This window comes from Rhabdonatronobacter sediminivivens, assembly GCF_013415485.1.
Classification (GTDB): Bacteria; Pseudomonadota; Alphaproteobacteria; order Rhodobacterales; family Rhodobacteraceae; genus Rhabdonatronobacter; species Rhabdonatronobacter sediminivivens.
The window spans coordinates 13006-28438 of sequence record NZ_JACBXS010000014.1 but is presented as its reverse complement, the minus strand read 5'-3'; the positions used below and the strand labels follow the sequence as shown (position 1 = coordinate 28438).

Genomic DNA, 15433 nt, shown 5'->3' with positions numbered 1-15433 from the left:
GCATCGTCGGAGAATTCATGGTCGTTCAGGGGAGGGTTTCCCTTGGAGCGACATTTTTCGGGCTGCAGCGTGGACCCTTGGGGAATAGCAAAGCATGTCGAAGACCAGGAAAGCCGAATTTCGGCCAAATGACTATGTGGTGTATCCTGCGCATGGCGTGGGCCAGATCGTCTCGATCGAAGAGCAGGAGATCGCCGGGCTGAAACTCGAACTTTTCGTGATCTCCTTCGAAAAGGACAAGATGACCCTGCGCGTGCCGACCAACAAGGCGGCAACGGTGGGCATGCGGTCGCTGTCCTCGCCGGATATGGTGGACAAGGCCATGGCAACCCTGCGCGGCAAGGCGCGGGTGAAGCGGGCCATGTGGTCGCGCCGGGCGCAGGAATATGAGCAGAAGATCAACTCGGGCGATCTGCTGGCCATCGCCGAAGTGGTGCGCGACCTGCACCGCAGCGATGACCAGCGCGAACAGTCCTATTCCGAACGCCAGCTCTACGAGGCCGCGCTGGAGCGCCTGACCCGTGAGGTTGCGGCGGTCAGCGGAAATGATGAGTCGCGCGCCCAGCAGCAGGTCAACGAAGTCCTGGGCGCCCGCGCCGCCTGAGCGCGCCGTTGCACAACACACCCGCAAGGGCCGTGCCGGAGGGGGCGCGGCCCTTTTTGCTGGGCGGGGTTCCTCTTGCCCCGCAGGGTGCCCCTGTCCTATAGCAAGCCCGGATCATTCAGTCAGAACGGAGCCCCCATGGCAGGTCATTCCAAATGGGCCAATATTCAGCACCGCAAGGGTCGGCAGGATGCGGTCCGTGCCAAACTGTTTTCGCGGCTGTCCAAGGAAATCACCGTCGCCGCCAAGATGGGCGACCCTGACCCCGAAAAGAACCCGCGCCTGCGGCTGGCGGTCAAGGAAGCCAAGTCGAATTCCATGCCCAAGGACAATATCGAACGCGCGATCAAGAAGGCCACGGGCGGCGATGCCGAGAATTACGAGGAAATCCGCTACGAAGGCTATGGCCCCGGCGGTGTGGCGGTGATTGTCGAGGCGATGACCGACAACCGTAACCGGACGGCCTCGAACGTGCGGTCCACCTTTTCCAAGAACGGCGGCAACCTGGGCGAGACCGGGTCCGTGGGCTTCATGTTCGACCGCATGGGGCAGGTGGTCTATCCGGCCGATGTGGGCGATGCCGAAACCGTGCTGTTGGCGGCGATCGAGGCCGGGGCCGAGGATGTCGAAAGCTCGGACGACGGGCATGTGATCTGGTGCCAGGGGTCGGATCTGAACGCTGTTTCGACCGCGCTGGAAGGGGAGTTGGGCGAATCCGAGACCACGCGGCTGGTCTGGCGTCCGCAGACCACCACCGAACTGGATCTGGAAGGCGCGCAGAAGCTGATGAAGCTGATCGAAGCGCTGGAGGATGATGACGATGTGCAATCCGTCACCGCCAATTTCGAGGTTTCGGACGAGGTGATGGCCCAGCTCTGAGCGGGGCAGGCCCGGCAGGGACGCAGACATGGCCGCAACCGACCAGCCCCCGAAGGGATTGCTGCCTGCCTCGGCCTGGTTGGGGTTGGTGGCAGGGGTGCTGGCGCTGACGGTGGTGTTTGTGCTGCCGCCCCCCGGCGATCTGCCGGTGGCGGGCTGGCGGGTGCTGGGCTTGGCGCTGATGATGGCGATCTGGTGGAGCACGGAACCCGTGCCCATCGCCATAACCTCGCTTCTGCCGCTGATCGTGCTGCCGCTGGCGGGGATCGGCGATGTGGCGGCGGCGGCGGCCTCGTATGGCAATCCGCTGATATTCCTGTTTCTGGGCGGGCTGATGCTGGCGGCTGCGGTCCAGCACTGGGGGCTGCATGCGCGGCTGGCCCATGGGGTGGTGCGCCTGGTGGGGACCGCGCCGCGCCGCCTGGTGCTGGGGTTCATGCTGGCCAGCGGTTTCCTGTCCATGTGGATCAGCAATACCGCCGCCGTGGTGCTGATGCTGCCGGTGGCGGTGTCGGTGATCGCAGCCTTTGAGGCGCGGGCCAGTGATGGCGCCGCCAGCCGCCGCTTTGCGCTGTCGCTGCTGCTGGGACTGGCGTTCGGCGCCAGTATCGGCGGGGTGGGCACGCTGATCGGCACGCCGCCCAATGCGTTGCTGGCGGGGTATCTTCTGGACAGCCACGGGATTGACCTGTCCTTTGCCGCCTGGTCCCTGGTTGGCCTGCCGCTGGTGGTGGTGTTCCTGCCGCTGGGCTGGCTGGTGCTGACGCGGCTGGTCTATCCGGTGGCCCGTGGCGATGGCGCCGGTGGTCAGGCGCTGCTGGCCGATCTGCGCCCCGGCGCCCTGCAACGGGCTGAGGCCCGGGTGGCCCTGGTTTTTGCCACCGCTGCGGTGCTGTGGATGACCCGCCCGTTGCTCAACCGCCTGCCGGGGCTGGAGGGGCTGAGCGATGCGGGGATTGCGCTGCTCTGTGCGGGGGCGCTGTATCTGATCCCGGCCGGGCAGGGGCAGGCGCGGCCCCTGCTGACCTGGGATGAGGGCAAGCGCATCCCCTGGCAGGTGCTGCTGCTGTTTGGCGGCGGGCTGTCGCTGGCCGGCGCCATGGAGCGCAGCGGGCTGGCCGTCTGGATCGGCGAAGCGTTTGCCGGTCTTGGCGCCGTGCCGCCGGTGCTGTTCGTCCTGATGCTGGCGGCCACGGTGATCCTGCTGACCGAGATCGCCTCGAACACCGCCGTGGTGGCCGCGCTCCTGCCGATCCTGGCCACGATTGCGGCCGGAACGGGGATGGATGTGGTGGTGCTGTCGGCGGCGGTGGCCATGGCCGCCAGTTGCGCCTTCATGCTGCCTGCGGCAACGCCCCCCAATGCGATTGTCTTTGCCACCGGACATGTGACGGTTGCCGCCATGATCCGCGCCGGGGTGTGGATGAACCTGCTGTCGATCGCCCTGGTCACGGGGGCGGCGCTGCTGCTGGCGCCGATGCTGCCCGGGGCGGGCTGAACCGCACCGTGCCACAGCGAACAGCGCTTGACCGCAACCCTTTTGCGCCGCATATCCGCGCCATGACCCAGCTTGATCGCATCCGCAATTTCTCCATCGTGGCGCATATCGACCACGGCAAATCCACCCTTGCCGACCGGCTGATCCAGCTCACCGGGACGGTGGCCGAACGCGACATGAAGGATCAGTTGCTTGACGCCATGGATATCGAGCGTGAGCGCGGTATCACCATCAAGGCCAACACCGTGCGGATCGAATACCCGGCGAAGGATGGCCACACCTATATCCTGAATCTGATCGACACGCCGGGTCATGTTGATTTCGCCTATGAGGTCAGCCGCTCCATGCGCGCGGTCGAAGGCTCGCTTCTGGTGGTGGATGCCTCCCAGGGGGTTGAGGCGCAGACACTGGCCAATGTCTACACCGCCATCGACGCAAACCATGAGATCGTGCCGGTTCTGAACAAGATCGACCTGCCCGCGGCGGAACCGGACCGGGTGCGCGAACAGATTGAGGATGTGATCGGCATCGACGCCTCGGAAGCCGTGGAGATCAGCGCCAAATCCGGCCTGGGCATTCCGGAGGTGCTGGAGGCCATCGTCACCCGCCTGCCTGCGCCAAAGGGCGACCGCGATGCGCCCCTGAAGGCGATGCTGGTGGACAGCTGGTATGACCCCTATCTGGGCGTGGTGGTGCTGATCCGGGTGATGGACGGGGTCATCCGCAAGGGCGACAAGATCAAGATGATGCAGACCGGCGCGACCCATGGCGTGGACAAGCTGGCGGTGCTGAAACCGGCCATGGTGGACACGCCGGAACTTGGCCCGGGCGAGATCGGCATCTTCACCGGCTCCATCAAGCAGGTGCGCGACACCAAGGTCGGCGATACCATCACCCATGAAAAGAAAGGCTGCACCGAGCCCCTGCCGGGGTTCAAGCCGTCGATCCCGGTGGTGTTCTGCGGGTTGTTCCCCGTGGACAGCAATGACTTCGAAGGCCTGCGCGGTGCAATCGACAAGCTGGCGCTGAATGACGCCAGTTTTACCTATGAAATGGAAAGCTCTGCCGCGCTGGGGTTTGGCTTCCGCTGCGGATTTCTGGGCCTGCTGCATCTGGAGGTCATCCGCGACCGGCTGGAACGCGAATATGACATCGACCTGATTACCACCGCGCCCAGCGTGGTCTATCATGTCCATATGCGCGATGGCTCGATGCAGGAGCTGCACAACCCCGCCGACCTGCCGGACCTGACCCATGTCGACCATATCGAGGAGCCGCGCATCAAGGCCACGATCCTGGTGCCGGATGAATACCTGGGCGATGTGCTGAAACTCTGCCAGGACCGGCGCGGCATCCAGGCCGAACTGACCTACGCCGGGTCGCGCGCCATGGTGGTCTATGACCTGCCGCTCAATGAGGTCGTGTTCGATTTCTACGACCGGCTGAAATCCGTCACCAAGGGCTATGCCTCGTTCGATTATGAAATCACCGGCTACCGTGAGGACAGGCTGGTCAAGATGCAGATCCTTGTGAATGACGAACCCGTGGACGCGCTGTCGATGATGGTCCACCGCGACCGGGCCGAGGGGCGCGGGCGGGCCATGTGCGAGAAGCTGAAGGAACTGATCCCGCGGCACATGTTCAAGATCCCGATCCAGGCCGCCATCGGCGGCAAGGTCATCGCCCGCGAGACCCTGGCCGCCATGCGCAAGGACGTGACCGCCAAATGCTACGGCGGGGACGTGACGCGCAAGAAGAAGCTGCTGGAGAAGCAGAAGGCCGGCAAGAAGAAGATGCGCCAGTTCGGGAAAGTGGAGATCCCGCAACAGGCGTTCATTAGCGCGTTGAAGATGGATGGGTGAGGACCGACCCTCGGCCTTGGCCGAGAGTGAAAATGCTCCGGGGGAGCGTTTTCAGGTCCGAACGCCCGGAGCGCAAGCGGAGGGCTGGTGGATCATAAGCTAGATTTGCGTCCGCGTTGGTAACGGAAGCTTAGTTTGTTTGAGTAAGCATGTTAAGCTATGATACTGGGGAGAGACTCGTGCGCCACAAAACCCTGATAGCATTTATGACAGCGCTTTTGACATTCTTTGCTTTTGGTGTGCTGTCTTTGGGTACTCTTTTTTTGTTACTCAAATAGACGTATTGGGTGAGTATGTGTTGGATTCAGAAATGAAGGATTGGCTCAAAACCGCCTCTGCAACTTTTGCGGGAGGAGCAGTCGCGATCGCGCTCGTTGCAATCCCCACGTACGTTTGGCTACCACGCGAATTTGATCGATTGAATGATGGCATTTCGATCGCCATGGACGCTAGCGTCGAAGCAGCGGAAAACACATCAAAGCTACTCACCGAGATTTCAGAGATGAAATTCTCTATCGCTAGGATGGATGCCAAGCCAATAAATGAGGCATTCCTGCTTATTGTAGCGGATGGCATTACTACAAATGCGATAGCCCCGACCTATGTTACTAATTTTATTGAATTATTGCCGAATGACTTGGTCCTCCACTTGTACCAAAGCAATAAGCTATCTGATTTTCATTACTCAAGTTTTGGGCAAAAAGACTGGGTGTTTGTACCGCGCCGAAGCTTCTCTGGGATTAGCGCGCAAGAGCAACAGCAAGTGATCGAGAGTTTTGAACGAAGTGGGGTTGAGTTTAGGCTTGAGTAGAGTGTCTGGAACAATGTGAGCGGCATCAAGAAACTAGTGTTTTGTACCACAATATCTCCAAATGACCATTTCAGCGCATAAGGTCAGCTTCGACGACGCAACCCTGTGGCTCGCCCTGACGGATGGCCGCACCCTCGGTGTGCCGCTGGTCTGGTTCCCGCGCCTGCTAAACGCGACCCCGGAACAGCGCGAAGCGGTTGAGATTACCCCTTTCGGCCTGCATTGGGCGGAGCTGGATGAAGACATCTCGATCCCAGCCCTTCTCGCAGGCAAACCCGCCACCAGCGCCGCCTGACCAGCTTGTGACCGCGCCAACACCGGCGCCCGTCCACAGCGACAACCGCCCCCGTTGCTCCCCTCCCCCCCGCAAGCTACAACGCGCCCCAGACCAACCCGGAGCGCCTGCCCATGTCCCCCCGTGTCATCGCCATCGTGATCCTTGTCGTGGTCGTGGGGTTCATCGGGACCATGGCCAGCGTGCGGTATTTCGTCCGTGATCTTCTCCCCCAAAGGTCAACATTTCGCCCTCTGAGAACGGTGTTTTCGCGGGGTGCGGGTTTCGGAGTTCACGCCCTAAGGTCACTCGGGGGGCCGAAGAGGTGTCGTCAAATGGATTGGCTCATTCTTCTTCAAGCGCAAAAGCCCGCCGCACGGCATCACCCCGCCCACAGCCTCACACATCCAACTCCTCCACAAACCGGGCATTCTCGCTGATATACTGGAACCGCAGTTCCGGCTTCTTGCCCATCAGCCGCTCCACCAGGTCCCCGGTTTCACCCGGCAGGTCGTCATCCACGCTCACCCGGATCAGCCGCCGGGACGCCGGGTCCATGGTGGTTTCCTTCAGGTCCTTGGCGTCCATCTCGCCCAACCCCTTGAAGCGCGAGACATCGATCTTGCCCTTGCCGCCAAACCCCTCGGCGATCAGGCGCGCCTTTTCGGCCTCGTCCAGCGCGTAGGCGCGCTTTGGCCCCTGGGTCAGCCGGAACAGCGGCGGGCAGGCCAGATACAGGTGGCCCGCGTCGATCATCGGGCGCATCTGGGTGAAGAAGAAGGTCATCAGCAGCGCCGCGATATGCGCCCCGTCCACATCGGCATCGGTCATGATGATGATCCGGTCATAGCGCAGGTCATCGAGCCGGAACTTCGACCCCAGCCCCACGCCCAGCGCCTGGCACAGGTCGTTGATCTCGGCGTTCTGGCCCAGCTTGCTGCTGGCTGCGCCGATCACGTTCAGGATCTTGCCCCGCAGCGGCAGCAGGGCCTGGGTCTTGCGGTCGCGCGCCATCTTGGCAGATCCGCCCGCGCTGTCGCCTTCGACAATGAACAGTTCGGTGCCGATGCGGTTGGTGGCGGTGCAATCCACCAGCTTGCCGGGCAGGCGCAGCTTCTTGGTGGCGGATTTGCGGCTGGTCTCCTTCTCGGCGCGGCGTTTCAGCCGTTCCTCGGCCCGCAGCACCAGGAAATCCAGGATCGCGCCCGCGGCCTTGGTGTCGGCGGCCAGCCAGTTGTCGAAATGGTCCCGCACCGCGCCCTCGACCATGCGCGCGGCCTCCTGCGTGGCGAGGCGATCCTTGGTCTGACCCACAAATTCAGGCTCGCGGATGAAACAGGACACCAGCGCGCAACCGCCCGCGGCCATGTCCTCGCGCGTGATCTGGGCGGCCTTCTTGTTGCCCGCCAGTTCGCCATACGCCCGGATGCCGCGCAGCACCGCGGACCAGAACCCGGCCTCATGGGTGCCGCCTTCGGGGGTGGGGACGGTGTTGCAATAGCTCTGGACGAAACCATCGCGCGCCGGGGTCCAGTTGATCGCCCATTCCACGGCGCCGGGCTGGCCGAATTTCTCCTGAAACTCCACCCGCCCGGCAAAGGGGCGATCGGCATATGTGACGGCGCCCGAGAGCTGCTCGCCCAGGTAATCGGCCAACCCGCCCGGAAAATGGAACGTGGCCTCCAGCGGCGTATCGCCATCCGCAACCTCGGATTTCCAGCGGATTTCCACGCCCGAAAACAGATAGGCCTTGGATTTCGCCATCCGCAGCAACCGCGCGGGCCGCAGCTTCAGCGTGCCAAAGATCTCCGGGTCCGGGTGGAACGTGACCGAGGTCCCGCGCCGGTTGGGTGCCGGGCCAACGCGCGCCACCGGCCCCTGGGGGATCCCGCGCGAAAACTCCTGTGCATGAAGCTCGCGGTTGCGCGCAACCTCGACCCGCATATGGTCAGACAGCGCATTGACCACCGAGGCCCCGACCCCGTGCAACCCGCCCGAGGTCTGATACGCCTTGCCCGAGAACTTGCCCCCCGCATGCAACGTGCACAGGATCACCTCCAGCGCGGATTTCTCCGGGAACTTGGGGTGGGGGTCGATGGGGATGCCGCGGCCATTGTCACGGATGGTGACGCTGTGGTCGGCGTGGAACTCTACCTCGATCCGGTTGGCATGGCCGGCGACGGCCTCGTCCATGGAATTGTCCAGAACCTCGGCCACCAGATGGTGCAGCGCGCGCTCATCCGTGCCGCCGATATACATGCCGGGGCGCTTGCGAACGGGCTCCAGCCCCTCCAGCACCTCGATCGAGGCGGCGTCATATGTCTCAGGGGCCGAGGACAGGAGGTCATTCATGGCTGCTCGATTCCGGTTATGGCGGAGGTTTCCCAGCAATAGACCACTGCAGCCCCTCAGCCGCAAGACCTTGGGTCACAACGGCCCCGAAGGGCAACCGCAGCGCGCGCCTGCGCGCTGCCCGGCCCAACGGGAGCCTGCGCGCCCCGCGCGCAGGGCGACGGGCGGGAGCCCCCCCGCCGCTTTGCGCGCGCTCAGAGCATCGAGAAGGCCTGAAACCCCATGCCGACCACAAAGGCGCCGCCCAGCGACACGGCAACGTAAAGCGCAAAGACATGCGTGCGCACCAAGGCCCAGACCGCAATTGCCGCCGGAAGCGAGGTCACGCCGCCTGCCACCAGAAACGCCATGGCCGCCCCCGGGGCCATGCCCTGGGTCATCAACCCACCCACCAGCGGCAGCGCGGCGTAGCCGTTGAAATAGGCGGGCACCCCCACAAAGGTTGCGGTCAGGATCGGCATGACCCCGGTTCCGCCCAGCAGCGCGGTGATGGTTTCGGCGGGCACATAGGTCAGCATCAGGCTTTCCAGCACAAAGGCAAGGGTCAGCCATTTGGCCAGAAACAGCAGGGTGCGCAGGCCTTCCCGGCCGAATCTCTGGCGCCGGGACGGGTCTTGCCAGAACCGCCAGACGGGGGCTTGCGGCGCGCGCAGTCTGGCCCCGCCGCAGCCGCCATCGCCGATCCCCTCGCGCAGCGGGTCGCCCAATGCGCCCGCGCGCTGGGCCAGATGCACCACGCTGCCGCCCAGCAGCCCCATGCCAATCGCTGCCACGGTCTTGGCCAGCGCGAATTCGACCCCCAGCACGCCACTGGTCAGCACGAACATCGACGGGTCCATCAGGGGGCTGGCCAGCCAGAAGGCCATGACCGGTGCCAGCGGTACGCCGATGGCCAGCAAGGCGGCAATCAACGGGATCACCCCGCAGGAGCAGAATGGCGAGAGCGCCCCGACCAGCGCCCCCATGGCGATCATGGTCGCGGGGGCTCCGGTAAAAGCGCGTGCGATCAGATGGTCAGCCCCCGTTGCCCCCGCCCAGGCCGCAACAGCGATCGCGGCCAGCAGGAACGGAGCGATCGACACCAGCTGTGCAGCGGCAAAGCCCGCTGTTTCAATGGCCTGACCCGCGTCTATGGTGGTCAGAACGGCCAGGATGGCCAGCACCGCCAGCCAGGGTTTCTGTTGCTTCCATATCCGCGCCGCTGCAAGGCGGGGATGCGAGGCGATGTTGACGTCTGTCATGGCAATATATCCGGTTTAGTAGTTGTTTTTGAGGTGCAGAAATCACTCGGCAATCCGGGACTCCCGCGTGTCTGCGGAGGCGACACCGGCGCAGCACTCTTCGGTCACGTAGTCCAGCACCTGACGCAGGGCCTTGTAATCGGCGCGATTCACGGTTTCGCGTCCACGCCGCTCACGGGTGACAAGTCCGGCCTGAACCAGCGTTGACAGGTGATGCGCCAGGGTGGACGCCGGAAGATCAAGCCGTTGCCCGATCTCACCGACAATCATGCCATCATCGCCCGCGCGCACCAGCAGGCGGAAGATCGACAGCCGTGCATCATGCCCCAGCGCGGCAAGGGCGCGCGGAACCGAAAGGCGGGGTGGGGCGGAGCCATAGGTCATGGGTTGAATATAACTATAAAACCGGATTTGTAAATGGGGTGCATATGCAGGGGCGTTGGTTGTCTGGCCCTGCAGGGTCGTGCCCGGGAAGCGCCGAATCACCCGCTCCGGTCTGGCCTGAGCCCGGCAATCGCCTCAACCCATGCGAGAGCGCGCTGCTTTTGCGTGCAGGACAGGCCCGAAAGCACCGCTCCGGTCTGCCCGCCTGCCCGTGGTCCGTGACCACATCCTTGGCAAGGGTGCGATCCTGCCGACCCGTTGGTGCCGGGTTGCAGCATTCTTTGATGTCATGCCCGATGCCGGGTGCGCCGCGGTGGCGATGCAGGCGCGTGTCAGTTCCCTCAGCGCCAACGCCAAGCGATTGTTGTCAGGGGCTTTTGCCTGACGCTGCCCGCAAGTCATGCCCTTTGAGCGCGCCGGAGCGGGGCCTGGCCGCAGCGCGGCATGCTGGATTGCCTGCGCGCTGCGCCAGGCAAAAGTCCCGGGCTCTGCGACCAGGTGACGCAGGGCGTCGGGGCTGCCCGGCCGGATCAACAACCAAAGATGACCCAAAACTGAACGCTTGACAGACCGAGTCTGCTTGCAATGATAAATTTGGTATAAAACCGGGAGGAAAGCGGTATGGAAGCGGAAGCAGTCATCTTTGCGGATCAGGTTTCCCTGAATTCGCTGGTACAGAATCTGGTCTACGCATCTGGCACCGTTGGTGCCATTTTTGTTGTGGTGGGGCTGCTGCTGATCGATGCGGGCATGGTCCGACGACAGAACCTGTTCAGCACCACCATCGAAAAGGTCGTTGGCTTCTTTATCGGGTTTGCAACCTATTTCGTGATCGGCTTCGCGATCTGGGCGGCGCAGTATTACATCATGGAAGACTTCACCATGGGCGATTCCATCGCCGACTGGTGGCTTGGCGGCGGGCTGGTGAACGCCTATGCGCAGGACATCGACCCGGCGGTGTTCCCGGGGTTGAACAACTTCCAGATCTTCGTGTTCTTCCTGGCGTGTTTTGCGGGCATCATCAACGTGTTGCTGCATTACGCAGTGTCGGAGCGGATGAAGGCCTCGGCCTATTACATCACCTGCGTGGTGGCGACGATCGTCTCGTCCTATCTCAGCTTCCTGACCTGGGGGTCGGTGGGTCCGCTGACCAATCCGGGCTTCCATGATTTCTTCGGCGTGGGCTTCGTCTATATCTTCCCCGCCGCCATGGGGGTTGTCTTCGCCTACAAGCTGGGCGCGCGTCCCGGGTATTTCAGCCCGCATCCGCGGGTGTCCGGCTATTACCCGCCCAGCATCGGCTTGGCCGCCGCCGGGGTGATGACCATTTTCGCGGGCATTCCCATGGTCATCCTGTCCTGTCTGTTCTTCTTCGACCCCGAGGCGCTGGCCGTTTCCGTGACCATGGCCGAGGCCAGCGTCGGCGTGGCTTTCAACAATTACGGCCTGTCCTGGGCCGGCGGCGCTGTAAGCGGGGCAATCATCGCCTACAGCACCCGCAAATACACCTATCTGCTGCTGGGGCCATTGGCGGGCTATGTCGCGGGAGCATCGGGCTTCGATGTCTGGATGCCCTGGCAGACCTTCGTGGTGGCGCTGGGGGCGCCGGTGGTGTCCTATGTGGTGTATGAATTCACCTACAAGCGCCTGATCGACGAGCACAAGCTGATCCCGCTGTTTCTGGGCGCCGGGGTCTATGGGCTGATCATGGTGGGCATCTTCAAGGCCGGGACCCCGCGCAGCGGCTATCTGGGCTTCGAAGAGGGCGCCTTTGCCTTTCAGCACGCCGAAATCAGCCTGGTGATGCAGCTTGTCGGTATTGGCGTGGTGATCGGCCTGGGCGTGGTCACGGCGGCGATCCTCACCTTCATCCTGGAGCGCACGACCGGGTTGCGCGTGGATGAGGACATGCAGATCGATGGTCTGGACGCTCGGTTCTGGGACATCAAGACCGATGTGAAGACCCTGGCCGAGATCGAGGAAAAGGCGGCGGGCATGACCGAGGCGGGCCCGCGCGGCGCCTGATCCGGCCGCCGTCTGCGCCACGCTGCGCGCTGAAACCTGCTGCCCCGGCCCGTCCGGGGCAGCCTCATGTCCGGCCGGTTGCACGGCCTGCACGGGTCCGCCATCCTGCCCGGACACAGGAAACAGGAGAGATCATGCAGATCACTGTGCTTCAGCATGCCGATCCGGAGCACCCCGGAAGCCTGCGCCAGTTCCTGGCCGAGGACGGCCACGAGATGCGCACGGTCAACCTGCACCGGGGCGAGCCACTGCCGCCGCTGGATGCGGTCGAGGCCCTGTGGGTCATGGGCGGGCCGATGGATGTCTGGCAGGAGGGTGACTTTCCGTGGCTGGCCGAGGAAAAGCGCTTCATCCGTGCGGCTGTGGCGGAACGCGCTCTGCCCTTTCTGGGTATCTGCCTGGGCCATCAGTTGCTGGCCGATGCCCTGGGCGGCAAGGTCGGCAAGGGCGGGACCGAGGTGGGCGTCCTGCCGGTCAGCTACACCGAGGCCGGTATGGGCAGCGTGTTCTTCGACGGGATCGAGGGGCCGTTTCCCGCGCTGCAATGGCACGGCGCCGAGGTTCAGGCAGCCCCCGAAGGCGGGCGCATCCTGGCAACCTCGGCCGGTTGCGCCGTGCAGGCGCTGCAATGGGGGCCGCGCGCGCTGGGCCTGCAATTTCACGTCGAAGTGGAAGCCGACACGGTGCGCAACTGGCTGGAGATCCCCGAATATGCCGCGGCACTGGATGCGGCGCTGGGGCAGGGCGGGGCGGGGCGGCTGGAAGCCGATTGCGCCGCCGCCGTCGATGACATGAACCGCACCGCCGAGCGGATCTACATCAACTGGTTGCAGGCCATGACCCAGGCCGACACGCGCTGAGTCGGCGCGCGGCGTCACGTCCGAAGCCTCCCCCCTGGCATGATGCGGCGCGCCCCCGCGCCCGGGCGCCGGTGTCCGTGCAAGGCGTCAGTCCGCAAGCCCCACCAGCGTCTGACGGGCCGTGGACAGGTGCTTCTTCATCGCCTCGGCGGCGGCTTCGGGGTCGCGGTTGACGATCGCCTCGACCACGGCGCGGTGTTGCCGGTTGTAGATGCGGATGATCTCGGGGTCGAGGGTCAGTTCGCGCATGCGCGCCCATTGGGCATGGCTGCGGGTTTCGTGGATCTTGCGCATCATCCACTGGATCATCGGGTTCTGCGTGCAACGCGCAATCGCCAGGTGAAACGCCTCATCCACCTCGGCAAAGGTGGCGCTGTCGTGCTCGCAGGCCTCCATCCGCTCCATGTAGCCGCGCAGCTTGTCCAGTTCTGCCCCGGTCGCATGCAGCACCGCCAGCCGGCACATCTGCGGTTCCACCGCAAAGCGGGCATCGACCAGATCCATGGGCCGCGTCACTTCGGAAATCGGACGCTCATCATGGCCGTCGGTCCAGGTGACATAGGTGCCGCTGCCCGGCCGCCGCTCGACAAAGCGCGATTCCTCCAGCTGGCGCAGGGCCTGGCGGATGGTGCCGCGCGCAACGCCGTATTGCTCGGCCAGCACGCGCTCGGGCGGCAACCGGTCCTGCGCGCCGAATCGGCCAGATGAAATCTGCCGCTTCAGCGTGGTGGCAATATCGGTGGCGTTGACGGTCATCATATCTTGAACTCGCAGGGATTTCGTATCGGCACAAATCCGCGCCTGTATGCACACTGCGCGGTCATACTCAAGATATAGTGAGATTTCCGCTTGAGCCAAATTCAAAAATTATGGTCAAAATGGGTAATAATGTGGTTGCGTATTGGTAGGGTATTGGTGCAGTCTTCCCTCGAACTACGGGAGGAGTGGTTCGCGCCAGGCCAGAACCAGAACGGGGTGGTTCCAGCAAGCAGCCGGATCGGGGCGTCAATGCCCGGACGTGTTGTGCGCCGCGGAAGCACCCAGCCAACAGCAGGAGGGTGCAATGCCGGAAACAGACCTTGAAGCCTTTGTCGAAGCCGAGGGTCGCGACGAGAAGATCCGCGAGGTGCGCAAGAAGATTGACGAGCTGGGGATCGAATACCTGTATCTTCAGTTCGTGTCCGTCACCGGCAAGATCATGGGCAAGGGCATTCCGTCCGACCACTGGGAGCGCGTGGCCAAGAAGGGCTTCCAGCTTGTTTACGGCGCCACCATGAACCTGTTCCTGAACCGGCGCGGCGATTATCTGGGCTATGGCCCCGAGGCGGCCGAGCTGATCGGCATCCCCGAGCCGGAAACCTTCATGCAGCTTCCCTGGGCGCCCGAGATCGGCCGCTTCTATTGCACGCTGTTTCGCAACCGCGAGGAAAAGGTCGATCCCGGCGCCTTCCTGACCGCCGACTGCCGCGGCAACCTGCGGCGCCTGCATCAGGAATTCCAGAAGAAACACAACGGGCTGCAGCTGCGCGTCGGCACCGAGCCCGAGATGATGTGGCTGAAATTCGATGAGGATGGCAAGCCGCGTGACGGCTATTCCAAGCCTTATTGCTACCATATCGACCAGTTCGAAAGCCTGCGCCCGGTGTCCATGCAGGTGATCCGCTACGCCCGCAAGATGGGGCTGGACATGATCCAGGGCGACCATGAGGACGCGCCCGGCCAGCTGGAACTGAACTGGAATTTCGATGACGTGCTGCGCAACGCCGACCGGCTGACCACCTATCGCCAGATCTGCGCGCAGGTCGCGCGCGAGAATGGCATCTTTGCCTGTTTCATGACCAAGCCATTCATGGGGGTTTCGGCCTCGGGGTGTCACCACAACATGAGCCTGTGGCGCGGCGGCGAGGACAAGTTCGTGCGCTGCGGCAACGACCCGGAAAACCTGCCGGGGATGGCCGACAACTATATGTATGTGGAGGGCGGCGACAACACCTTCATGCCCGATGGCGATGACCCGCAGATGCCGGGCAAGGCCGGGCTGGCGGCGATCGGGGGCATTGTCCACCACCTGCGCGCCCTGACCGCGATCGGCTGTTCCACGGTGAATTCCTATCGCCGGTTGTGGGACACGGGCTTCTGGGCGCCGGTCTTTGCCGACTGGGGTTTCCAGAACCGGACCACCGGGCTGCGCGTCTCGGCGCCGGGGCGGTTCGAATACCGCTCGGTGGACAGCATGGTGAACCCGTATCTGATGGGCGCCACCATCCTGGCCGCCGCCGATGACGGGATCGACAACAACCTTGACCCTGGCGCGCCCGAGGAACGCAACATCTACGAGGCGATGGAAGCGGGCAAGCAGGTCAGGAAACTGCCCATGAGCCTGGGCGAAGCGCTGGAGGCGCTGGAGCAGGACAAGGTGGTCCAGCGCGGCATGCCGGGCGAGATGTATCGCCTGTATCACGAATACAAGTCCGACGAATGGGCGCGCTTCATGTCCACCGTCACCGACTGGGACAAGGACTTCTACATGGAATGCCTGCCCTGAGCGGGGCAGGGAAGCTGGCCGGTGCGGGCTCGCCCGCCCGGCGCAACACGCAGGAGCAATGAAACATGTGCGGAATCGCAGGATTGATTCATCGCGGC

At 63.7% G+C, this 15433-nt stretch carries 13 protein-coding genes; 9 read left to right on the top strand and 4 right to left on the bottom strand.

Annotation, left to right across the window (positions count from 1 at the left end; translation table 11 throughout):
• Positions 1–94 precede the first annotated feature (94 nt).
• From HUK65_RS08500 to HUK65_RS08475, 6 genes are all read left to right on the top strand, one after another.
• Positions 95–604, top strand: coding sequence for a CarD family transcriptional regulator (locus tag HUK65_RS08500; protein ID WP_179905735.1), 510 nt, complete (start codon positions 95–97; stop codon positions 602–604).
• 138 nt (positions 605–742) lie between these two features.
• Complete coding sequence (locus HUK65_RS08495; protein ID WP_179905734.1) at positions 743–1483, top strand: YebC/PmpR family DNA-binding transcriptional regulator; 741 nt, start codon at positions 743–745, stop codon at positions 1481–1483.
• A 28-nt stretch (positions 1484–1511) separates the two neighbouring features.
• Complete coding sequence (locus HUK65_RS08490) at positions 1512–2981, top strand: SLC13 family permease (protein WP_179905733.1); 1470 nt, start codon at positions 1512–1514, stop codon at positions 2979–2981.
• Between the two features lie 62 nt (positions 2982–3043).
• The gene (gene lepA / locus HUK65_RS08485; RefSeq protein ID WP_179905732.1) at positions 3044–4843 is read left to right on the top strand and encodes a translation elongation factor 4; all 1800 of its coding nucleotides are present in this window, start codon (positions 3044–3046) and stop codon (positions 4841–4843) included.
• Positions 4844–5153: 310 nt separating this feature from the next.
• Positions 5154–5654: a hypothetical protein gene (locus HUK65_RS08480; RefSeq protein ID WP_179905731.1), complete on the top strand. Its 501-nt coding sequence runs from the start codon at positions 5154–5156 to the stop codon at positions 5652–5654.
• A gap of 61 nt (positions 5655–5715) precedes the next feature.
• Complete coding sequence (locus HUK65_RS08475) at positions 5716–5949, top strand: DUF2442 domain-containing protein (RefSeq protein ID WP_179905730.1); 234 nt, start codon at positions 5716–5718, stop codon at positions 5947–5949.
• Between the two features lie 378 nt (positions 5950–6327).
• Here the strand turns inward: HUK65_RS08475 and parE are convergent, their stop codons facing one another.
• The 3 genes from parE to HUK65_RS08460 all read right to left on the bottom strand — a co-directional run bounded on the left by parE (position 6328) and on the right by HUK65_RS08460 (position 9905).
• Positions 6328–8280, bottom strand: a complete 1953-nt coding sequence (parE, locus tag HUK65_RS08470; RefSeq protein ID WP_179905729.1) for a DNA topoisomerase IV subunit B — start codon at positions 8278–8280, stop codon at positions 6328–6330.
• A gap of 194 nt (positions 8281–8474) precedes the next feature.
• Positions 8475–9521, bottom strand: a complete 1047-nt coding sequence (locus HUK65_RS08465) for a permease (protein ID WP_179905728.1) — start codon at positions 9519–9521, stop codon at positions 8475–8477.
• Between the two features lie 42 nt (positions 9522–9563).
• Positions 9564–9905 (bottom strand): ArsR/SmtB family transcription factor, encoded by a 342-nt coding sequence (locus HUK65_RS08460; protein WP_179905727.1) that lies wholly within the window; start codon positions 9903–9905, stop codon positions 9564–9566.
• A gap of 621 nt (positions 9906–10526) precedes the next feature.
• On the opposite strand from HUK65_RS08460, the gene HUK65_RS08455 reads away from it, so the two are divergent.
• Entirely contained in the window at positions 10527–11930 is a 1404-nt protein-coding gene (locus HUK65_RS08455) for an ammonium transporter family protein (protein WP_179905726.1), read from the top strand.
• A gap of 134 nt (positions 11931–12064) precedes the next feature.
• Positions 12065–12790: a type 1 glutamine amidotransferase gene (locus tag HUK65_RS08450; RefSeq protein ID WP_179905725.1), complete on the top strand. Its 726-nt coding sequence runs from the start codon at positions 12065–12067 to the stop codon at positions 12788–12790.
• Between the two features lie 87 nt (positions 12791–12877).
• On the opposite strand, the gene HUK65_RS08445 is transcribed toward HUK65_RS08450, so the two are convergent.
• Positions 12878–13546: a FadR/GntR family transcriptional regulator gene (locus HUK65_RS08445; RefSeq protein ID WP_179905724.1), complete on the bottom strand. Its 669-nt coding sequence runs from the start codon at positions 13544–13546 to the stop codon at positions 12878–12880.
• Between the two features lie 307 nt (positions 13547–13853).
• Here HUK65_RS08445 and HUK65_RS08440 point away from each other — a divergent pair, with 307 nt between their 5' ends.
• Entirely contained in the window at positions 13854–15335 is a 1482-nt protein-coding gene (locus HUK65_RS08440; RefSeq protein WP_179905723.1) for a glutamine synthetase family protein, read from the top strand.
• The last annotated feature ends 98 nt before the right edge of the window (positions 15336–15433 follow it).